This is a genomic window from Coprococcus sp. RTP21428st1_C9_RTP21428_210409 (assembly GCF_040227395.1).
Classification (GTDB): Bacteria; Bacillota; Clostridia; order Lachnospirales; family Lachnospiraceae; genus Coprococcus; species Coprococcus aceti.
The window spans coordinates 36,765-59,879 of record NZ_JBEHVV010000004.1; the positions used below are offsets into that span (position 1 = coordinate 36,765).

19 protein-coding genes are annotated in these 23,115 nt (G+C 46.9%); all 19 read left to right on the top strand.

From position 1 onward, the window contains the following. Positions 1 to 9: 9 nt before the first annotated feature. The 19 genes from ABUA34_RS01695 to ABUA34_RS01785 all read left to right on the top strand — a co-directional run bounded on the left by ABUA34_RS01695 (position 10) and on the right by ABUA34_RS01785 (position 23,108). Complete coding sequence (locus ABUA34_RS01695) at positions 10 to 642, top strand: SpoIIIAH-like family protein (RefSeq protein WP_015533561.1); 633 nt, start codon at positions 10 to 12, stop codon at positions 640 to 642. Positions 643 to 742: 100 nt separating this feature from the next. After that, positions 743 to 1,162: an Asp23/Gls24 family envelope stress response protein gene (locus ABUA34_RS01700; protein WP_161171714.1), complete on the top strand. Its 420-nt coding sequence runs from the start codon at positions 743 to 745 to the stop codon at positions 1,160 to 1,162. Positions 1,163 to 1,198: 36 nt separating this feature from the next. Continuing rightward, positions 1,199 to 1,678, top strand: coding sequence for a transcription antitermination factor NusB (gene nusB, locus ABUA34_RS01705; protein ID WP_015533559.1), 480 nt, complete (start codon positions 1,199 to 1,201; stop codon positions 1,676 to 1,678). Continuing rightward, on the top strand, positions 1,662 to 2,942 hold the full coding sequence (xseA, locus tag ABUA34_RS01710) for an exodeoxyribonuclease VII large subunit (protein WP_349822755.1): 1,281 nt from the start codon (positions 1,662 to 1,664) through the stop codon (positions 2,940 to 2,942). Before nusB ends, xseA begins: the two co-directional genes overlap by 17 nt. A 2-nt stretch (positions 2,943 to 2,944) precedes the next feature. Continuing rightward, complete coding sequence (gene xseB / locus ABUA34_RS01715; protein ID WP_015533558.1) at positions 2,945 to 3,178, top strand: exodeoxyribonuclease VII small subunit; 234 nt, start codon at positions 2,945 to 2,947, stop codon at positions 3,176 to 3,178. Continuing rightward, a complete protein-coding gene (locus tag ABUA34_RS01720) occupies positions 3,175 to 4,059 on the top strand; it encodes a polyprenyl synthetase family protein (RefSeq protein WP_349822756.1) in 885 nt (294 codons plus the stop codon). Before xseB ends, ABUA34_RS01720 begins: the two co-directional genes overlap by 4 nt. 21 nt (positions 4,060 to 4,080) lie before the next feature. Further along, positions 4,081 to 5,958 carry a 1-deoxy-D-xylulose-5-phosphate synthase gene (gene dxs, locus ABUA34_RS01725; RefSeq protein WP_349822757.1) on the top strand — a complete coding sequence of 626 codons (1,878 nt, stop codon included), beginning with the start codon at positions 4,081 to 4,083 and terminating at the stop codon, positions 5,956 to 5,958. Between the two features lie 11 nt (positions 5,959 to 5,969). Next, positions 5,970 to 6,773, top strand: a complete 804-nt coding sequence (locus ABUA34_RS01730; protein WP_022216691.1) for a TlyA family RNA methyltransferase — start codon at positions 5,970 to 5,972, stop codon at positions 6,771 to 6,773. Positions 6,774 to 6,783: 10 nt separating this feature from the next. After that, positions 6,784 to 7,638 (top strand): NAD(+)/NADH kinase, encoded by an 855-nt coding sequence (locus ABUA34_RS01735; RefSeq protein ID WP_349822758.1) that lies wholly within the window; start codon positions 6,784 to 6,786, stop codon positions 7,636 to 7,638. 1 nt (position 7,639) lies between these two features. Further along, the gene (locus tag ABUA34_RS01740) at positions 7,640 to 8,089 is read left to right on the top strand and encodes an arginine repressor (protein WP_015533554.1); all 450 of its coding nucleotides are present in this window, start codon (positions 7,640 to 7,642) and stop codon (positions 8,087 to 8,089) included. 57 nt (positions 8,090 to 8,146) lie between these two features. Further along, complete coding sequence (gene recN, locus ABUA34_RS01745; RefSeq protein WP_349822759.1) at positions 8,147 to 9,832, top strand: DNA repair protein RecN; 1,686 nt, start codon at positions 8,147 to 8,149, stop codon at positions 9,830 to 9,832. A 105-nt stretch (positions 9,833 to 9,937) separates the two neighbouring features. Beyond that, positions 9,938 to 11,050: a SpoIVB peptidase S55 domain-containing protein gene (locus tag ABUA34_RS01750; protein ID WP_349822760.1), complete on the top strand. Its 1,113-nt coding sequence runs from the start codon at positions 9,938 to 9,940 to the stop codon at positions 11,048 to 11,050. 110 nt (positions 11,051 to 11,160) lie between these two features. Next, positions 11,161 to 13,278, top strand: a complete 2,118-nt coding sequence (locus tag ABUA34_RS01755; RefSeq protein ID WP_349822771.1) for a SulP family inorganic anion transporter — start codon at positions 11,161 to 11,163, stop codon at positions 13,276 to 13,278. A 245-nt stretch (positions 13,279 to 13,523) separates the two neighbouring features. Further along, positions 13,524 to 14,327: a sporulation transcription factor Spo0A gene (spo0A, locus tag ABUA34_RS01760; protein WP_015533551.1), complete on the top strand. Its 804-nt coding sequence runs from the start codon at positions 13,524 to 13,526 to the stop codon at positions 14,325 to 14,327. 143 nt (positions 14,328 to 14,470) lie between these two features. Further along, a complete protein-coding gene (gene spo0A, locus ABUA34_RS01765; protein ID WP_015533550.1) occupies positions 14,471 to 15,283 on the top strand; it encodes a sporulation transcription factor Spo0A in 813 nt (270 codons plus the stop codon). A 160-nt stretch (positions 15,284 to 15,443) separates the two neighbouring features. Next, a complete protein-coding gene (locus ABUA34_RS01770) occupies positions 15,444 to 16,382 on the top strand; it encodes a M14 family metallopeptidase (protein ID WP_022216686.1) in 939 nt (312 codons plus the stop codon). After that, positions 16,375 to 17,313 (top strand): M14 family metallopeptidase, encoded by a 939-nt coding sequence (locus ABUA34_RS01775; protein WP_015533548.1) that lies wholly within the window; start codon positions 16,375 to 16,377, stop codon positions 17,311 to 17,313. Before ABUA34_RS01770 ends, ABUA34_RS01775 begins: the two co-directional genes overlap by 8 nt. A gap of 169 nt (positions 17,314 to 17,482) precedes the next feature. Then, entirely contained in the window at positions 17,483 to 21,235 is a 3,753-nt protein-coding gene (locus ABUA34_RS01780) for a phosphoribosylformylglycinamidine synthase (RefSeq protein WP_161171719.1), read from the top strand. Between the two features lie 208 nt (positions 21,236 to 21,443). Then, positions 21,444 to 23,108 (top strand): DUF6541 family protein, encoded by a 1,665-nt coding sequence (locus tag ABUA34_RS01785; RefSeq protein ID WP_349822761.1) that lies wholly within the window; start codon positions 21,444 to 21,446, stop codon positions 23,106 to 23,108. The last annotated feature ends 7 nt before the right edge of the window (positions 23,109 to 23,115 follow it).

Consider the following 23,115-nt stretch of genomic DNA (forward strand, 5'->3'; position numbering starts at 1 on the left):
GGAGGGACTATGAAGAAATTCAGTGGAAAGAACAGACTGGCGGTTATCGCACTTGCAGTTATGATAGGGGTGGCCGGTTACATGAGCTTTGCGGATGCAGGAAAGGACAAGAAGAAGGAAAAAACTGACAAAAAACAGGTGGAGGTGATCAACTATGAGGATCTCTCGTCCATGGCGGAAAATGAGAACTCACAGGCGGTGAAGGATGAGAATGGCCAGACCGAGGATGTGGAGCTCAATGGCCAGGAGGATGAGATCGGTGACGCTGTACTCACCAGTGCACAGGTGACAAGCAATATGGCCGCGGCAAAGTTGAACCGTGAGCAGAGCAGATCAAGGAGCAAGGAAGCTCTGATGGATGTGATAGGTGATGAGGCACTCAGCGATTCGGCAAAGAAGGAGGCGACAGATACATATGTGAAGCTGAACGATACCATAGAGAAGGAGACAGATGTCGAGACAGTTCTGGCGGCAAAGGGGTATAGCGATGCCATAGTGACGATAAGTGATGAGGCTGTTGACGTGTCGCTGAATGTGGAATCGCTGTCGGATACCGAGAGAGCACAGATAGAGGACATAGTTATCCGAAAAACAGGGTATGATATAAGCAGTGTTGCAATATCTGTCATGGGTGGCAAATAGACAGCGGAAGGATAAGCCGTGAATCGCATATACTTGCAAAATAGCTGCCTTCAGATTATAATAAGATTCAAATAACCCATACGAAACGGGAGGTATGACCATGAGTGATAAGTTGAATGATGATATCGTGATTGAAGGCAGCGCGGTTCAGGATAATTCTTACAATATAGAAGAGAGCAATTCTCTGGGCAAAGTTCAGATAGCGGATGACGTAGTGGCTATCATAGCAGGGCTTGCAGCCGGAGAGGTTGAAGGTGTATACAGACTTACAGGCAACCTTCCAAATGAGCTTGCCTCAAAGTTCGGAAAGAAGAACCCTGCAAAGGGCGTTAAGGTAGAGCTTCTTCCTGGCAAGGTAAAGGTTGATATTGCGATAGAGGTTCTGTACGAGTACAGCATACCATCAGTATCAGGTCAGGTTCAGGATAAGGTCAAGCAGGCTATAGAGACCATGACAGGACTGAGCGTTGAGGAAGTCAACATAAGGATAGCCGGTGTACGTGTTGGAGAAGGCAGATAGGATACAGATAAAGCTTTATATAGTGGAGAGGAAGATATGACTAGAAGAGATATAAGAGACAGGATATTCAAGATAGTATTTACACTGGAGTTCAATGACGCTGAGGGCATGCAGGATCAGCTTGATTTTGCATTTGACCCTGAGATGCCGGGAGATGAGGAGGACGATCCGCTTCTGTACGGAATAGTCAGCAATGAGGACAGAGATTATATAACCACCAAGGTTAAGAATATCATCTCTAAGAAAGCAGAGATAGATGAGATCATTTCACAGATATCAGAAGGCTGGAAGCTTCCTCGTATAGGCAAGGAGGAGCTGGCTATATTAAGGCTTGGTGTCTATGAAGTGAAGTACGATGAGAGCATACCGGAGAAGGTCGCCATCAATGAGGCGGTTGAGTTGGCAAAGAAGTATTGTGATGCATCGGCGAGCAAGTTCGTGAATGCACTTCTTGCAAAGCTTGTATCCGGTGATAAGGACAAGAAGGAGAGTGGCGCAGATGCCACAGCAGAATAACATATATACAGTCAAGGAACTCAATGAGAGGATACAGGAGTTGGTCAGCGGCGAGTCGTGGCTTGGCAGTCTGGGAGTTGAGGGAGAGATCACAGGACTCGGAACAGACAAGAGAGGTCATATGTATTTCAGTCTCAAGGATCCCAGCGGAGTTCTGGCGGCTGTTATGTTTGCGGGAAAACAGGTATATGGACTCAAGTTTGCTCCGAAGAACGGAGACAAGGTTCATGCATTTGGTCATATTGATGTCTTCGTGAGAGACGGAAAGTATCAGCTCTATGTAGACAGGCTGGTGCGTGTGGGTGACGGCGAGGTGAATGCCAAGCTGGAGAGACTCATAGCCAGACTGGACGGCATGGGGCTGTTTTCGCAGGAATACAAGAAGCCTATTCCCGCCTATCCGAGGCGTATTGGTATAGTGACGGCGGGGGCAAAGGCTGCGATAAGCGATATCCGTGCAGTGGCAAAACGGAGGGATCCGTATGCCCAGCTCTATTGTTATCCTGCGACCGTGCAGGGACAGTATGCGGCGGCAGATATATCCAGAGGAATCGAGATACTTGATTCCATGGGGCTCGACCTCATCATCGTCGGAAGAGGCGGAGGTTCCAAGGAGGATCTGTGGGCGTTCAATGAGGAGCAGGTGGCATGGGCCATATTCAATGCGGAGACACCTATCATATCGGCTACGGGGCATGAGATAGACACCACAGTTGCGGACATGGTTGCGGACAGGAGAGAATCCAATCCGTCCACAGCTGTCATGCATGCGCTTCCGGTGGTGGCAGAGACAGTTGCCGGATTTGACAGGAGACTTGAACAGCTCACCATGCTGATATCCGGCAGGATAGACAGACTTGCGAGGAGTCTGGATGGATATGACAGGCAGCTCAGACTCTTAAGTCCATCCGGAAGAATGGACAGTCAGAGGCAGCAGCTTGACAGAATAGAGAAACAGATAAATGAGCTGATGGCGGATAAGATAGAGGACAGATCTATGCGCTGCGACAGACTTCATGATAGGATGAAGAGCGCGATGGTCAGAAAGTACGACATGACAAGGAATGCCCTTGCGGTCATGACGGAGAGAATACATGGCCTTTCGCCTACAGCTAAGCTCATAAATGGATTTGGATATATTTCATCGGATGGTGAGCCTGTCAGATCTGTGGCAGGGATCACACCTGGGGATGATATAGAGATAACTCTTCATGATGGAAGAATACAGGCGGTCGTGACTGACGTGACCGGGCAGGAGGAATAGATATGGCAGAAGATACACAGAATATGGATACAGCGGACACTCTTCAGGATGTGTCCATAGAGGAGGCTCTTGCCAGACTTGATGAGATAGCGGCTGCGCTTGAGAATACTGATACGGGGCTCAAGGAGTCCATGGAGCTTTATTCTGAGGGCGTCCAGCTCATAAACAGATGCAGGAATTACCTGTGCGATGTTGAGAAAGAGATGATAACACTTTCGGGTCAGGAGGAAGCATGATAGATAAACTTATAGCGGAGAAGGCGGCAAGGATCAACGATATAGTTGAGAGCTATCTGCCACCTGCAGACGGATTTAACAGGACAGTGTGTGAGGCCATGGCGTACTCGGTAGAGGCGGGTGGAAAGAGGCTTCGTCCCATGCTCATGGAGGAGACATACAGGCTGTTCGGTGGCAAGTCAGAGGTTATAAAGCCGTTCATGGCTGCGATAGAGATGATACATACATATTCACTCATACATGACGATCTTCCGGCTCTGGACAATGACGATTACAGGCGCGGAAGAAAGACATCCCATGTGGTATTTGGTGAGGCGATGGCCATTCTTGCGGGGGATGCGCTGCTCAATTATGCATATGAGACAGCATGTAAGGCATTTGGCATGGGTGAGGATATACATGCTGTGGCGTCTGCGATGTGTGTGCTTGCGCAGAAGCCGGGTATAAACGGCATGATAGGCGGTCAGGTCGTCGATGTGGAGATGACCGGCAAGGAGCTCTCAAAGGAGCAGCTTGAATATGTGTATGAGAACAAGACCGGAGCTCTCATAGAGGCATCCATGATGATAGGCGCGATACTTGCGGGGGCAGACGAGGCTAAGGTTGCGGCGGTACACAAGATAGCATCGGACGTCGGCATGGCATTCCAGATCCAGGACGATATTCTGGATGTCTGTGGAGACAGTGCGCTCCTTGGAAAGCCGACGCTTAGTGATGAGGAGAATGGCAAGGTTACATATGTCACGATACATGGAATTGATGAATCCAGACGTTATGTGACTGAGCTGTCGGAGAGAGCAGTAAGAGAATTGGAAGAGATAGGCGGGGACAATGAGTTTCTGAAGGAATTGGTCATCTGGCTGGTAAACAGGGATAAATAGGACTCCTCTCGTGGTGTGCATATGAATATACTGGATAGAATAAATAAACCAAACGATATAAAGGATATAGACAGGGAAGATCTGCCGGAGCTGGCGGATGAGATCAGAGAATTTCTGGTGTCGCAAGTGAGCGAGACCGGTGGACATTTGGCTCCGAATCTTGGATGCGTGGAACTTACCATGGCACTTCACAGGGTTCTGGATTTTCCTGAGGATAAGCTTATATGGGATGTGGGACATCAGTCCTATGTCCACAAGATACTGACGGGCAGGAAGAATGAGATGGGCACTCTCAGACAGTTTGGAGGAATGAGCGGTTTCCCGAAGACCAGTGAGAGCCCGTGCGATGCGTTCAATACAGGACACAGCTCAACATCTATTTCCGCTGCGCTTGGAATGGCGTGCGCCAGAAGTATCAAGGGTACAAATGAGAAGATTGCAGCAGTGATCGGAGATGGCTCCTTCACAGGTGGTATGGTATATGAGGCCATGAATAATATGGCGGATATCAAGACCGGCTGCCTTGTGGTGCTGAACGATAACAATATGTCCATTGATCAGAATGTCGGCGGCATGTCCACATATCTAAGCAAGATACGTGTTGGACAGCAGTACAATGATTTCAAGGGCAATGTGGAGAAGATACTCATGAAGATCCCTGTGGCTGGAGAGCATCTTGCCAGAGGACTGAAGAAGTCAAAGGATTCCATCAAGCAGATATTTGTGCCGGGGATGTTCTTCGAGGAGCTGGGAGTCACATATATAGGACCTATAGACGGACACGATATAGATGTGATGGAGGCCACTTTCCGCAAAGCGCTTAAGCTCAACAGACCGATCCTTGTGCATGTGAAGACTGTGAAGGGCAAGGGTTATACCCATGCCGAGAGACACCCGAGCTATTTCCACGGCATTGATCCGTTTGATATACAGACAGGAAAGGTCATGAAGGACAGGAAGGTCATGACAAACACAGGAGTGTTTGCCAGAAAGCTGGTGGAGCTTGGTAAGGCTGATCCAAGGATAACGGCCATAACGGCTGCCATGGGCAAGGGAACAGGAGTGGCGGCATTTGCCGCGGAGTTCCCGGACAGGGCTTTTGACGTGGGCATTGCGGAGGAACATGCGGTGACGTTTGCCGCGGGACTTGCTACGTCGGGACTGGTGCCTGTGGTTGCGATATACTCGTCATTTTTGCAGAGGGCATATGATCAGATCTTACACGATGTGTGCCTGCAGAAGCTGCATGTCATATTTGCCATTGACAGGTCAGGGCTTGTCGGTGCAGATGGCGATACACATCAGGGCATATTTGACACTGCGTTTCTGTCACATATTCCGAACATGACCATCATTGCGCCGAAGAACAGATATGAGCTCACCAGAGCGATGGAGTGGGCTGTTGCTTACGATGGTCCGGTTGCGCTCAAGTATTCCAGAGGAGAGGCTTATTACGGACTTAAGGAATACAATGCGGATATTGAGTATGGCAGGAGCGAGATGATCCACAGGGGACAGAAGCTTGCCATAGTGGCTGTTGGGAACATGGTCCAGGAGGCCGAGAAGGTGTATGACAGACTGCTGGCCGATGGAACAAATGTCACATTTGTCAATGCAAGATTTCTGAAGCCGATAGATACTGATATGATAGATGAGCTCAGCAGGGATCATGAACATATAGTGGTTATTGAAGAAGAGATAAAGCATGGCGGATACGGATCTCTGGTCGAGGAGTATGTCATGGACAGACACCTTGATGTGGATGTGACAGTGTGTGCCATTGAGGATACATTTGTACAGCATGGAAGCGTGGAGGAGCTCAGGAGGATGCTGAAGCTTGACGCGGATTCGCTGTATGACAGGATAAAACATATAATATCGACAGATTGTACAGAATAAGAGGAAGACAGATGAAGAAGAGACTTGATGTTCTCCTTGTAGAACAGGGACTGGCAGATTCACGAGAGAAGGCGAAAGCCATCATCATGTCAGGAATAGTGTATGTTGACAATAACAAAGAGGATAAGGCCGGCACGACATTTGACGAGACCGCTAAGATAGAGGTCAGGGGCAACACCCTCAAATACGTGAGCCGTGGAGGCCTGAAGCTTGAGAAGGCTATGGATCATTTCGGCGTGGAACTTGCGGGTAAGGTGTGCATGGATGTAGGTGCTTCCACTGGTGGTTTTACCGACTGTATGCTGCAGAATGGTGCGGTGAAGGTGTATTCCGTTGACGTGGGTCATGGACAGCTTGCATGGAAGCTCAGAAATGACGAGAGAGTTGTCTGTATGGAGAAAACAAATATACGATATGTCACACCTGAGGATATTGACGATAAGATTGAATTTGCTTCGATAGATGTGTCATTCATATCTCTTACAAAGGTGCTTCCAGCGGTAAAGGAGCTGCTTACGGATAGTGGAGAGATCGTGTGCCTTATCAAGCCGCAGTTCGAGGCGGGAAGAGAGAAGGTCGGCAAGAAGGGCGTTGTCAGAGAGCTTTCAACCCATATTGAGGTTGTGGAGATGATAGTCGGTTATGCCAGAAGTATAGGATTCCGTACACTGCACCTCAGCTATTCACCTATAAAAGGACCTGAGGGCAACATAGAATATCTGCTCCACATATCAAAGGACGAGTCGAAGACGGATGAGGAATTCGACATAAAGGCTCTGGTGGAGGAGTCCCACAACGAACTGAACAAGTCATAGAGGATACGATATGAAGAATTTTTATATAGTATATAACCCGGATAAGGATGAGGATAATCGTATAACGTCGGAGCTCACAGCGTATATTGAATCGCAAAATGGTGCGTGTAAAGCCATGGACTGCTACAGCTTCAGTGCATGTGACAAGCAGCAGGTTACGGATGAGCTTGAGAGCTTTGACTGTATACTTGTTCTTGGAGGGGATGGAACACTCCTCAATGTGGCATCCAGTGCCAGCCATGTGGAGATTCCTCTGTTCGGGATAAATCTTGGAACGGTGGGATTCCTCACTGAGGGGGAGATCACCAACTGGCAGATCATCATAGACAGACTGCTTGCGGATGATTATTCCATGCAGGACAGAATGATGATCAGGGGAACAGTCAGAACAGGAGACGGCAAGGAGTGCAGGAAGAGGGCACTCAATGATATAGTTATCAGCAGGGCAGGATTTTCAAGACTTATAGGTCTTGATGTCTATGTAAATGGAAGCTTTCTGAATGCCTATGAGGGAGATGGAATCATCATATCGACCCCTACTGGCTCCACGGGTTACAATCTCTCAGCCGGAGGTCCGATCGTGGATCCTATGGCAAGACTGATGATCATCACTCCGGTATGTCCACATTCGCTGACTTCGAAGAGTATTGTGCTTCCTAGTGACGCAAAGGTTTCAATAGAGATCGCCAAGAAGAGGAAGACGCAGGACACCGAGGCGATAGTTTCATTTGACGGTGGAAATGATTTCGAACTGGCAGCAGGCGATGTCCTTGATATATGCGTGTCACAGAGAACCACGCAGCTCGTAAAGGCGAGTGACGTGAATTTCTACGAGATACTTAGAAACAAGCTTGGGGGAAAGTGATATGAAACAGAAGCGACAGGCGATGATTTTGTCGATAATCGAACAATATGATATAGAGACCCAGGATGAACTGCTGGAGAAGCTGGCCGAGGCGGGCTTCAATACGACCCAGGCCACCATATCGAGAGATATAAGAGAGATCAACCTCACCAAGGTTGCCGTGGCGGGTGGCAGGCAGAAGTACACTCTGGGAAAGTCGGCAACACATGAGTCCATAGAGTCGTACAGAAAGGTTCTCGGGGCAGGCATATTATCCATGGTGCCGGCGGAGAATCTGATAGTGATCAAGACAGTGTCGGGTATGGCTATGGCAGTTGCCGCAGCACTTGACAATGTGGAGATAAATGGACTCCTCGGAAGTATAGCCGGGGACGACACCATATTCCTGGCGGTCAGAAGCCGGGAGATGACCGATTCGGTCATGAAGACGATAGATAAGATGCAGAGATGACAGCTCTCTGTAATATGTTATGTGTAATAAAGTCTGTGCGTCAACAGGAGGATACAAATGTTACTTAATGTACATATCAAGAATATTGCACTCATAGACGATGCAAATGTTAATTTTACCGATAATCTCAACATACTTACCGGTGAGACCGGTGCGGGTAAGTCCATAATCATGGGAGCCCTGAAGATTGGTATGGGAGATAAGCTTCCGAAGGATATAGTCAGGGAGCCTGACAAGGAGGGCTTCTGTCAACTGCTTTTCCTGGTGGATGATCCCCAGGTGATTGAGCAGATCAGAGATCTGGGAGTGGAGCCATCGGAGGATGGCGAGATACTCATCACGCGGAGAATAAATAATTCCAGAACCATCAACACTATAAATGATATGGCGGTGACCGCCGCAAAGCTCAGGGAGGTATCTGCGCTTCTCATAGATATGCACACGCAGCACCAGCAGCAGACGCTCCTTAAGAAAGCGGAGCATATGAAGCTTCTGGATAAATATGGCAGAGCATCCATAGATCCCCTGAAGCAGAAGGTTGCAGAGTGTCACAGAGAGTACGTCACACTCAGGCGTGAGATGGACGAGCTCTCGATGGATGAGGCGGAGCGGAGCAGAAAGGTAGAATTCCTCAAGTATCAGATCGCGGAGATCGAGTCAGCAAATATAAAGACTGGTGAGGACGAAGATGTTGAGCATCAGTACAACAGGATGGTCAATTCACGCGATATAGTTGCGGCAGCTTCGGATGTATACAGCGTTACAGGTTATGAATCTTCTTCATCTGCGGGAAATGAGATCGGCAGAGCTCTGGCATCGATGAAGGGTATAAAGGATCTCGACGGAGAGATAGACGGTCTGTATAGTCAGTTGGAAAATATTGACGCGCTGCTGAATGATTTTAACGTTGAATTAAATGATTACATGCAGAGCATGGACTTTGACGATTCTGAGTTTAGAAGTGTTGAGTCCAGGCTTGACGTCATCAATGATATAAAGGGAAAATATGGAAGCACCGTGGAAGAGGTGTTCAAATATCTGGAGGACAGCAGGAAGGAATATGAAAGGCTGTCTGAATATGACGAATATATATCAGGACTTTCAGACAAAATAAAAAAGGCGGAGAAAGCCATGCTCAAGGCAGCAGATGCGCTTACTGCTGAGAGACAGAAGCAGGCTGAGAATCTGTGCAGAGACATCAGAGATGCACTTGCTGATCTGAGTTTCATGGAGGTTCGGTTCGACATGGTATTTGACAGGCTTCCGGAGTGTACGGCAAATGGAATCGATGACTGCTATTTTGTCATTTCGACAAATGTCGGCGAGAAGATGAGACCGTTATATGACGTGGCTTCAGGCGGTGAGCTCTCAAGGATCATGCTGGCGATCAAATCCTGCATGGCGTCCGAGGACAATATCGGCACTCTTGTATTCGATGAGATCGATGTTGGAATAAGCGGCCGTGCAGCTCAGAAGGTTGCTGAAAAAATGGCAGTTATTTCCAGAAGCCATCAGGTTATAAGCATAACCCATCTTCCGCAGATCGCAGCGATGGCAGACAGTCATTATCTCATAGAAAAGTCTGCCGACGAGGGCAAGACAGTGACAAGGATCGTCCGTCTGAACGACGAGGAATCAACAGAGGAGATCGCAAGACTTCTCGGCGGCGTGACCATAACTGAGGCAGTCATGAGCAATGCCCGTGAGATGAAACAAATGGCAGAAAAGACAAAAAAATACTGATATAAAGTTATTCCTAACACAACATACTAAGAGTAACAGCCAAGGCTGTTACTCTTTTTTTATAAGCTATTAGTTGTTTTTAAGTATATGTAGGAGGAATAGATTATGAGGCGATATAAGAAAGTGATCATATGGGTGGCTGTGGCGGATCTGTTGCTCCTTGCAGCACTATTGGTTTTATGTGTGTTGGTGGACAGACGAGTGGATGTTGAAAGGTCAGAGAAGACAAGCTCAACACTTGATGGGGGAGTGTCAAGGGCGACCACGAAGGATGCGGAGTTTGGAAGTGATATATTTGACCGGCCTGTAGTTCCGTCCGGCGAGGCGATGGGAATCTATATGAAGACGGATGGAGTTTTGGTGGTGGATGTATGCAGCTTTAAAAATGAAAATGGCGAGTCCTGTTGCCCTGCTGATGGAAAGGTCTGTACAGGGGATTATATTGTGAGTGTAGACGGTATGGAGATATCTAAGAGGTCGGAGCTGCTTGATATTGTTGCTGAAAGCCAGGGTGATAGCTTGTCCGTGAGATATATAAGGGATGGGGAGGAGAAGGTCTGTAGCATCACGCCGGAAAAAAACGAGAATGGCGCTTATCTGCTGGGCGCGTGGGTGAAGGATGATGTGTCGGGAATAGGCACGGTTACATTTGTCGACGGAACAAATTTCATGGCTCTTGGACACAGTGTGTCGGATATAGATACGGGAGTTATGATGCGGTGCAGCACCGGCGGTGTGTACACAACGGATATTACAAATATAAGCAAGTCATACTCCTCGGAACCGGGAAGACTTCAGGGAAGCATCGCATATAGAAGAGCTTTGGTCGGTATTATTGATGGCAACAGTGCCAGTGGAATATATGGACATCTGGACACCAGCTATTGCCAGGCGAAATACGGCGATGCGGAGCGTATGTATATAGCCAGAGGTCATGAAGTCCGCAAGGGGCAGGCTTATATATATTCCAGAATGAGCGGCGAGCTTGAGAAGTATGAGATGGACATAGAGTATGTGGACAGGAATTCATCCGACAAGAATATAGAATTCCACGTGACCGATGATGCCCTCATAGACCTGACGGGCGGAGTGGTACAGGGAATGTCCGGTTCCCCGATCATCCAGGATGGCAAGATAATCGGCGCCGTCACCCACGTATTCGTAGACGATCCAACCAGGGGGTATGGGATTTTTATTGAAAATATGCTGGAGGAGTGAAATTAATCCTGTTTAGTGATAAAATTAAGAACAGAAGTGCCGGACTTTAGCATAAGGCAGACCGGCACACACAAACATCCCAGGAGGGCAAGAAAATCAAGGTTTCAAAAATTTCATTATGTCATACACTAAAGAATTATAAAAAAGAGAATTTGCTTCCTGATCTTTTGACAGGAATTATCATAGCGGCGGTGTCCATACCGATATCGATGGGGTATGCACAGATAGCCGGGCTGCCGGCGGTATATGGATTGTATGGTTCGGTGTTCCCGATCATAATATTTGGATTGCTGTCCACGTCGAGGCAGTTCGTGTTCGGTGTGGATGCCGCGCCTGCGGCGCTGGTCGGAGCTGCACTGGTGACGCTTGGGGTTACGCCGGGAACAGAGCAGGCGATGCAGGTCGTTCCTGTGATAACATTCTTTACGGCGCTGTGGCTGCTGGTATTCTTCCTGTTCAATGCGGGCAAGCTTGTAAATTACATATCGACTCCGGTCATGGGCGGATTCATATCAGGAATATGCACCACCATCATACTCATGCAGGTGCCGAAGCTCTATGGAGCCGGAGCGGGAACAGGAGAGCTGTTCGAGCTTGTGGAGCACATAGCAGAGACGATAGGAGATGTAAATGTGCCGTCAATAATCATGGGACTTACGGCTCTTGCGGTACTGCTTGTTTCAAGAAGATTCATACCAAAGTTTCCGATGGCGATATGCGTCATGACAGTGGGAGCGTTGCTGTCCTGCGTGATAGATATGGATGAATACGGAATAGTATGTCTGTCGGAGGTGAGCAGAGGACTTCCACAGATCGTTGTACCACAGATAGATGAGAGGATGCTTCCAAATATCATGACGGTCAGTCTGTCGATAGCAGTAGTAATCATGGCGGAGACGCTTCTGGCTGAGAACAATTTCGCCCAGAAGAACAGATATAAGATAGACGATAATCAGGAGCTTCTGGCATTTGGAATGGCAAATCTTGCAGCGGCATTCACAGGCTGCTGTCCGATAAACGGTTCCGTGTCCAGAACCACAATGAGTGAGCAGTATGGAGGCAGGACACAGCTCACTGGAATATTTGCAGGAGTAGTGATGATCGTGATCCTCGTGTGTGGAACGGGATTTATAGGTTATCTGCCGGTTCCGGTGCTCACGGCAATCGTCATCTCCGCACTCTACAGTGCTCTGGAATTTGATCTGGCGGCAAAGCTGTGGAAGGTGAGTAAGGTGGAATTCTACATATTCTGCGGAGCTTTCCTAGGTGTGCTGGTACTTGGAACGATAAATGGAGTTCTTATAGGAATCATACTCTCATTTGCCGCAGTCATAAGGAAGGCTGCGGACCCTCCGAGAAGCTTCCTTGGACTGGTACCTGGACATGAGGAATTCCTTGCGCTCGAGAGGTTCAAGCATGCATACCCGATACAGAATATAGTTATTTACAGATTCAGCAGTAACCTGTTTTTTGCAAATATAGCCATATTCCAGAAGGATATCATGGATGCGGTGCAGGATGACACAAAGGCTGTAATAGTGGATGCGTCCGCCATGGGAAGCGTGGATGTGACGGCTGCCAAGACCCTCAGGATCATGTATGATACGCTGAAAGAGAAGGGGGTGAAGCTCTATATCACGGAGCATATAGGCCAGCTCAACGTCCAGCTCAGAAAGCTTGGACTTGGCGACATGATAGAGGCAGGATGCGTGAGACAGACCATGGAGAGAGCACTGTCAGACTGCGGCCTTGAGAGTCCATATCCATTGGTTGGTGTACATAACAGTTATCATGACATCAGGAGAAAGAGAGCGGAGCACATGGCTCAGGAGCTTGTGTGGGCATTTGGCGATGATGCGGAAGATGTCATAGAGAAGCACATCCGTGAATCCATAGGCAGTATGAAGAACGGAACCGGGGTTGAACAGCTCATGACCGGTTTCTGGAAGCAGATGGATATACAGGATGAGGAAGAATGGCTTGAGCATATGGAGGCCCACATAGAGGAGATCGTGAGGGCCACAGGCGAGGATGAGGACTCTGTTGCAGAGCGTATCGAGCGCAGGCGGAGCCAGCTTCTTCACAGGCTTGAGAGCGAGCATCCTGAATTTGTCGACAGATATAAGGCGAGAAGAAAACGAATGGATGAGCACCTGAAGGAGCACAATCCGGCGGCCTATGATGCGATCATAAGACTCAGAGAAAAAGAACATACAAAAGAGAAGTGATCATGCGCGGCATATCGACCCGAAAAGGGAAGATATGCCGCATTTTTTCATTAAATGTGCGTATGTGGTCTGCTGGTGTCAGCCGCAGTAGAAAAAATGTTTTCCGGAAGCTGATGCTGTCGTAACTTGCGAAGTTCTATATATTCCCAAGAAAACTACATTTATATATAATGTTCGTAGTGGAATAACAGGAATAAAAAAGTAAATATTGTTATTCCGTCACTATACTTGGGAAGGAGTATAACATGAGTCATGTTAAAGTTATGATGGTAAAACATGACAAAAGAGAAATTGAACAGCTAAAGCACGTATTTGAGGATATGCCTGATTATGAGTACATTGGATGTTGTGAGAAGGGTGACGAAGCTGTTAAGAAAATTGCAGAAGATAAGCCAGACATAGTGATCGCGGACGAGGTTATACCCGGTACGGATATCACGGATATGGTCGAGGGCGTATCTGGAAATAAGAACCTGAGAAATGTCAAATTTGTGCTCTGTTCATCGAAGCAGCACAGAAATTATCTGGACTTTGTATTTTCGACGATAGGTGACAAGGCAGTGGTGAGACTGCTTGAACAGCCATATGATGAGAAAAAGGTCAGAGGTGTGCTTGATGATGCATGTAAAGGACGCGGAAGCAATACAACCCAGCTTCTGAAGATGGATGAAAATGAGCAGAAGACGGACGAGCTGGAGGCGGTGGTGACCAGGATAATCCACGAGATAGGAGTCCCGGCGCACATCAAAGGCTACCAGTATCTCCGAAGCGCGATAGTCATAGCTGTGGGGGATATGGATATTTTGAATTCTATAACAAAGCAGCTTTATCCGACAATCGCCCAGATGTACGGCACAACTGCATCAAGGGTGGAGAGAGCCATAAGACATGCCATAGAGGTGGCCTGGAGCAGAGGAAAGATAGAGACTATCAACGAACTGTTTGGTTACACCATAAGTGCGGGCAAAGGAAAGCCTACGAACTCAGAATTTGTCGCTCTCATTGCCGACAAGATAAGACTGGAAGCGAAGATGAGAAATGCGGGGTAATTTGTAGTAAAATGTTGTCATAATATGTGATATTAAAAACGATATTAAAAGCACTTGACAAATTATATCATATTTAATATTATTAAAAAGCAGTTGGGATAAGCGCTTAATCCTGTAAATTTATACATAACAAGGGAGATACTATGGGAAACAAAGGGATCGAAATTGTAATTGCTGATGGCGACAGCACACAGATAGCAAAACAGATCGCCACATATGCATCAAAGGACGAGATGAGAGTAGTTGATATGGTCAGCACCGGGGATGAAGCGGTGGAATCAATAAAGCTCTACAAGCCGGATATAGTGATACTGGACATTTGCCTTTCGGGAATGGATGGCTTGGGAGTGATGGAGCATATGAGCGAATTGCCTGAGTATCAGAATACGATATTTGTGGTACTCACATCGGTGTCATCACAGAGACTTATAAGATGTGCATTTGAGATGGGGGCGACATATTATATCCTGAAGCCGTACAATCCGGTGCAGCTTGTGACAAGGCTCAGACAGATGTATATGAAGAAGAAGGAGCTTGAGTCAGGGCTGAACGACAAGCTTACATGTCTCACAGAGAAGAGTATGGCACACAAGATAGAGAATACTATAGAGAGCGATGTGACGGATATCATCAGGGATATAGGTATTCCTGCAAATATAAAGGGCTACCAGTACATCCGTGAGGGCATCATCATGGCGGTCAACGATGTGAACATGCTGAACTACATAACAAAGCTTCTCTATCCGACGATAGCGAAGAAATATAAGACCACATCCTCCAGCGTAGAGAGAGCCATAAGACATGCCATAGAGGTGGCGTGGAACAGAGGTCAGATAGACACCATCAACGATTTGTTTGGATATACAGTGAATGCGGGAAAAGGCAAACCGACAAATTCCGAGTTTATCGCACTCATAGCGGACAAGCTCAGAATAGAGTATAAGAAAAGGGCATAACAGGCTCACAGAGTAGGCAACATACCTTGAAGAACTGACAGTTATCATGTATAATAACTTAGGTACAAGAAGCAGGATACGGCAAGTACCCTGCTTTTCTTTATGTACCGGGATAATTTGCAAAATTACTAACGAATAAATAATACAAGGTGGACAAAATATGATAGAAACTGTAGTATCAGCTAACATGCTGATCGGGGAAGTCATGAGGGTGAAGAAGAACCATCTGGCTCCGGATTTCCCAACTGGAAATGAAAAGAGGCTGTGTATTGTGTCCGGTATACATGGGGATGAGGTTGCCGGACAGTACATATGTTATGAACTGATCAGAAGGATCAAGAAGGATTTTGACAAGCTTACTGGAATCGTGGATGTATATCCATTTATCAATCCGATGGGACTTGAGGCGCAGTACAGGGATGTGCCGGTATTTGACATTGATATGAACACTCTGTTCCCGGGTTCCAAGGACGGAACTGTGGGAGAGTACACAGCGGCAAAGGTCATGAAGGACATAGAGGGGGCGGACATTTGTGTTGATGTCCATTCCAGCAGTGTGTACATCAAGGAGATCCCACAGGTCAGGGTTAATTCTGACGTGGCATCGGATCTTGCTCCGTATGTTGCGTGCATGAATGTGGATGTTGTATGGATACATCCGTCGTCTACGGTCATGGAGGGAAGTCTTGCACATGCCCTCAACGAGATCGGAGTCAAGAGTATGGTAGTGGAGTCCGGCGTTGCCCTCAAGATAGATTACGATTACTCGAACCAGATAGTGGACGGACTGTTCTCTCTTATGAAGAAGATGGGAATATGGCAGGGCGAAGTCGAGACTGCACATAAGCCTAAATTTGCAAAAGACAAGGATGTTGTATTTGTAAATGCTGAGAGCAGCGGAATCTTCCTTCCTGTGGCAAAGCACTCAGAATATATACAGCAGGGAGAGATCATAGGAAGAATTGTAAATGTGCTCACGGGCTCGGTGGAGGAGACCATCAGGTCGCCGAGAAGCGGCATTGTGTTCTCACTGAGAGAATATCCGGTTATAGAAGAGGGGTCACTTGTGGCCAGAATTTTCGGAGGTGGCCATGAATAAAGAGATCATATATTCCATGAATACAGCCTACAGAGGAGAGTACGAGATACAGGGATTTTCCTATGGCAGCGGAGACAAGGCTGCATGCATAGTTGGTGCCATGAGAGGAAATGAATTTCAGCAGCTCTACATAAGCTCACTTCTGGCAAAGAAGCTTGGGGAGCTGGAGGCGAGGGGCGCCATAGTGTCGGGCAAGAAGATACTTCTGATACCATCAATCAATTACAGCTCGTTCAATGTGGGCAAGAAATACTGGATAACAGACAATTCAGATATAAACAGATCATTCCCAGGCAATCCTGAAGGTCAGGCGACAAGCCGTATTGCAGCGGCGGTGATGGAGAAGGTCACCGGCTACGCATACGGAATACAGTTTGCGAGCTTCTATATGGATGGTGAGTTTATCCCGCACGTCAGGATGATAGAGACAGGCAAGCAGAGCAACAGCCTTGCCAGCCAGTTCGGTATGCCGTATGTATTGACAGCGGAGCCTAGATCATATGATAAGGCAACGCTCAACTACAACTGGCAGATGCGCGGCACGGAGGCTTTCTCGGTATATTCGGGAGTTACCGACACCATCAATGGTGAGAGTGCCAATCAGGCGGTGTCCTCAGTGCTCAGATTCCTGACACGTATGGGCGTTATAAGATACAACTGCCATGCGGGATACATTTCCACCATCATGGACGAGGAGGATCTGCTCAGCATAAGGTCCGAGCATGCCGCCGGCTTCTTCAAGAAGCTTGTCCAGCCGGGAGACGAGGTTGTACGAGGTGACATAATTGCAAATATCATCAATCCGATGACGGGCGAGAATACGACGGACATATACGCACCGACGGACGGAATCATATTCTACTGTCAGAATTCACCTATGATATACCAGAATTCGGTGATATTTAAGATGATACGAAGACTGCATAACTAGCATGGAAAAGTTATGACATATTTGGTGAAAATGCAGGGTTAAGATACAATTTTATGCTTAAATAAGCTGAAAATAGGCAAAAAGATAAAAACTACTACAAAAAAAACAAGATAAATGCTATTATTAAAGAATTGAAATAACAAAAACGCTTTTACTATGGAGGTATGACATGAGTAAGGTCAAGAGAGTGTATGTTGAGAAAAAGCCTGACTATGCGGTCAAGGCGAAGGAACTTCACGAAGAGATTAAGAACTATCTGGGTATCAAGGCTGAGTATGTGAGAGTGCTTGTCAGGTATGATATTGAGAACATATCAGATGAGACATATGCAAAGGCTCTTGAGACAGTATTTGCTGAGCCGCCTGTAGATGTGATCTATGAGGGTGAGCCTGAGCTTGCTGCCACAGATAAGGTGTTCTCAGTAGAGGCGCTTCCAGGTCAGTTCGATCAGAGAGCCGATTCAGCAGAGCAGTGTGTAAAGCTTCTTGCAGAGGATGAGGAGCCTGTTATCAAGACTGCCACAACATATGTACTTTCGGGCGACGTGACAGACGAGCAGATGAAGGCTGTCATGGACTACTGTGTAAACCCTGTTGATTCAAGAATATGCGGTATGGAGATTCCTGAGACTCTGGTTACAGAGTTTCCTGAGCCAGCCGATGTTCATATATTTGACGGATTCAAGGACATGGCAGAGGCAGATCTTAAGGAGCTTTATGACTCACTTGGACTTGCCATGACATTCAAGGATTTCCTTCACATCCAGAACTATTTCAAGGGTGAGGAGAAGAGAGATCCATCCATGACCGAGATCAGAGTTCTCGATACATACTGGTCAGATCACTGCCGTCATACAACATTCTCAACAGAGCTCACAGATGTAGAGTTTGACGATGGAGATTACAAGGATCTTCTTGAGAAGACATTTGACGCATACAGAGCAGAGATGAAGGAGATGTACAAGGACAGAGATGACAAGTTTGTATGTCTCATGGATATAGCCCTTATGGGTATGAAACAGCTCAAGGCAGCAGGCAAGCTCGATGATATGGAAGTGTCAGACGAGATCAATGCTTGTTCTATAGTTGTTCCTGTAGTTGTGGACGGAGTAGAGGAAGAGTGGCTCGTATTCTTCAAGAACGAGACACACAACCATCCTACAGAGATCGAGCCATTCGGTGGTGCTGCTACATGTCTTGGCGGTGCTATCAGAGATCCGCTCTCAGGAAGAGGTTACGTATACCAGGCTATGAGAGTTACCGGTGCAGCTGATCCTACAAAGTCTCTCAAGGACACAATGGAGGGCAAGCTTCCACAGCGTAAGATCGTGACAACAGCAGCCCACGGTTACAGCTCATATGGTAACCAGATCGGTCTTGCAACAGGCCTTGTAAATGAGATATATCATCCAGATTATGTTGCAAAGAGAATGGAGATCGGAGCAGTTATGGGTGCAGCTCCAAGACGTGCTGTAAAGCGTCTCACATCTGATCCGGGAGATGTAATCATCCTGCTCGGCGGACGTACAGGCCGTGATGGCTGTGGTGGAGCAACAGGTTCATCCAAGGCTCACACATCACACTCACTCGAGACATGTGGTGCTGAGGTTCAGAAGGGTAACCCACCTACAGAGAGAAAGATCCAGAGACTCTTCAGAAGAGAAGAGGTTTCATCTATTATAAAGAAGTGTAACGATTTTGGTGCCGGCGGTGTGTCAGTTGCCATCGGAGAGCTGGCAGACGGACTTGTGGTAGATCTTGACAAGGTGCCAAAGAAGTACGCAGGTCTTGATGGTACAGAGCTTGCAATATCAGAGTCCCAGGAGCGTATGGCTATAGTTGTCGATCCTAAGGATGTTGACACTATGCTCGGATACGCTGAGGAGGAGAACCTTGAGGCTGTAGTAGTTGCAAAGGTTACAGAGGAGCCTAGACTTATCCTTAAGTGGAGAGGCAAGGACATCGTGAATATCTCACGTGCATTCCTCAACACAAATGGTGCTCATCAGGAGACACAGGTCAAGGTTGAAGTTCCAAGCAAGGCTGACAATTACTTTGATTCAGTTAAGGAGCCTGAGGATGTCAAGAAGGCATGGCTCGATACACTGTCAGATCTGAATGTGTGCTCACAGAAAGGACTTGTGGAGATGTTCGACAGCTCTATCGGAGCAGGAACAGTCACAATGCCTTACGGTGGTAAGTATCAGCTCACACCTACACAGACAATGATCGCAAAGCTGCCTGTACTCAAGGGTAAGACAGACACTATCACCATGATGAGCTACGGATTTGACCCATATCTGTCAAGCTGGAGCCCATATCATGGTTCAGTATATGCGGTTGTTACATCAGCAGCCAAGATAGCTGCAGCAGGTGGAGATGTAAGCAAGATCAGACTTACATTCCAGGAATATTTCAAGAGACTTGGAACAGACCCATACAGATGGGGACAGCCACTGGCAGCACTCCTCGGAGCATATGATGTTCAGATAGGACTTGGACTTCCGTCTATCGGTGGAAAGGACAGTATGTCAGGTACATTCAATGATATAGATGTACCACCAACACTTGTATCATTTGCAGTTGACGTGGCAAGCTACATGGACGTTGTGACACCTGAGCTCAAGAAGGCAGGCAATGTTCTTGTGGAGATGGATATAGAGAAGGACGAGAACGACATACCTGTATATGAGAATGTTCTGTACATGTATGACCTCCTGAACAAGAAGATCAAGGAGGGCAAGATCCAGTCTGCATACGCAGTTGGATTTGGCGGTATCATAGAGGCTGTCAGCAAGATGGCATTTGGAAATAAGCTCGGTGTTGAGCTTGAGGATACAGTGAGCAAGAAGGATCTCGTTGCCAAGAACTATGGCGCTATCATTCTTGAGGTTAAGGCAGCAGATCTTGATCAGCTCGGAATTCCTGTCAAGAAGATAGGTAAGGTTACAAAGGAGCCTGTATTTACATACAAGGATGTCACAATCACTATGGACGAGGCTCTTGCAGCATGGACAAAGACTCTTGAGAAGGTATTCCCAACAGAGTCAAATGTTCCACAGACAGAGATCAAGACTGGACTCTTCGACGCCAAGACAGTTTACACATCAAGGAACAAGGTTGCCAAGCCAAAGGTATTCATACCTGTATTCCCTGGTACAAACTGTGAGTATGACTCAGCAAAGGCATTTGAGAGAGCAGGCGCAGACGTACAGACGATAGTATTCAGAAATATGACAGCACAGGGAATCAGAGATTCAGTTGACGCATTTGCAAAGGCAATCAGCGATTCACAGATCATCATGTTCCCAGGTGGATTCTCAGCCGGTGATGAGCCAGACGGATCAGGTAAGTTCATCGCAACTGCGTTCCGTAATGCAAAGATCTCCGAGGAGGTCATGAAGCTCCTGAACGAGAGAGACGGACTTGCACTTGGTATCTGTAACGGATTCCAGGCACTCATCAAGCTCGGTCTTGTGCCTTACGGCGAGATCAGACCACAGACGGATGATTCACCTACACTGACAATGAACAGCATCGGACGTCATCAGTCCAAGATGGTATACACCAAGGTTGTAACAAACAAGAGCCCATGGCTGAAGAAGGCAGAGCTCGGCGGAGTATACACAATTCCTATCTCACACGGTGAGGGACGTTTCGTTGCAAGCAAGGAATGGTGCGAGAAGCTCTTTGCAAATGGACAGGTTGCAACACAGTATGTCGACATGAACGGCAACCCAACCATGGACGAGTACTACAACGTCAACGGTTCATACTATGCGATCGAGGGTATCACAAGCCCAGACGGACGTGTCCTTGGTAAGATGGGTCACTCAGAGCGTATCGGACAGGCTGTAGCTGTAAACGTATACGGCGACCAGAACCAGAAGATATTCGAGAGTGGTGTGGAGTATTTTAAGTAAGATGAAATCATGTCACACGGATTATATCCGGTGATATACCAATAAAAATAGCACAGATGTGCAGGAGTCATAAACAGTTTTAGATGACTGAGAATACGGGGACAGGTGAGAGTAGATTCCATACCTGTCCCCGTTTGTCTTTATATTTATGCGTACTGACTGCCGGGGATGATGTGGCAGAGCTTTGACGACCGGGAGGAGATTCTGCGTGAGAGAAAAAAAGAAAAACAGAATAGAGATTCTGGGAATTGCAATGCTGGTGCTTCTGATAAGTGGTGTATGTATGATCCCTTGTTTTAAGACAGGCCTGCCATACGGTGATGACCAGCAGGTTCATATGCTCAGGGTGGAGAGTATCCTCAAAGCGCTAAAGTCAGGGCAGGGATACCCTGTATATATATATCAGACTATGTTGGAAGGGTATGGCTACGGTATGGGAATATTTTACCCTGATTTGTTCTTGCTGCCAGCCGTTCTCTTCAGACTTCTGGGGGCATCACCGGAGATTGCAATGAAGATATATATATATGTACTGATGATATGTACGGGACTTACTGCGTATTATACAGGGCGGAGCATTGGCAGAAGCCGTTGCGCGGGTGTTGTCACTATGGTGCTTTACACAATGGGACATTATCATCTTGAGGATGTATATACCAGATTTGCACTTGGCGAAATTGCTGCCATGGTATTTATTCCACTGGCGTTTCTTGCTCTTTACGACCTGACTGAGATGGGACACAGTAGAAAAGGCCTTTTATGTGTATCATATTCGTGTCTTATGCTTTCACACACGATAAGCTTTGTATTATGTGTAGTAATGGGAATAATCTGGGTGTGTGCGAGATGGAAAAGAATTGCGGCTTGCAGAAGACTTATTGGGGCTGTGTGTATGGAAGCTCTTGCGTGTGCAGTACTTACATGTTATTATTGGCTTCCTGTACTTGAACAATTTGCAGATGGAAGGTTCTATGTAAGCAATGAACCGGCATTTTACACACATGAGGAGACTCAGACACTGCTCGCGATAGTGAGTGGAAAGTATTCGGTTGCATTCATTGAGATTGGAATACTGGCACTTATGGTATTTGTCAGTATATATAAAAAAGTATATAATAAAAAGGCTTTGATGTGCCTTGTGACAGCGGCGGTGCTTCTTGTATGCGAGACAAAGATTTTTCCATGGAAACTTATCGACAGAACTCCATTTGTCAGTATACAGTTTCCGTGGAGACTGAATATGTTCACAGAATTCTTTGTGGCGCTTGGTCTTGCACTTCAGTCAGTGGATATAATAAAGCTGTTGCCATCATACAGAAGAAATGCGTGTTTATGTGCGGCTGGAAGCATACTTATCGGTATTTTTAGCCTGAATATGGTATGGAATATAGAACTTGGTGGCTATGTGAACTATCCGGAAGGTTATGCGGATAATGCAGGAAGTACAGACAGCATAGGGTTCTGGGAGTGGCTTCCAGCAGAAGGGGATCTTGCAACATCTGTCGGAGCAGAAAGCAGCGGGATGGTAAAGTGTGAAGATACTTACATACGGGGGCGCTATGGATCAGACGGAAGCTATGAGTTTGATGCGGGTAAAACTGCGGGGGAGTGCATAGTTCCAAAGTATTATTATAAGGGATATGAAGCAATAATGGCTGATGGACGGAAACTGACGGTAAGCAAATGTCTAAATGATGGATTGGTAGAAATATCAGTTTCGCCAGAGGCAGGTAAAGTTGTTGTAAAATATAAGGGGACAAAGATTCAGCATTGGTCATGGAGAATAAGTATATCAGCGGTCTTGCTTATGTTATTGATACTTATAATGCAACATGCTGTCGAAAAAGGAAAAATACAAAGTTATATGGAGTGATGGAGTA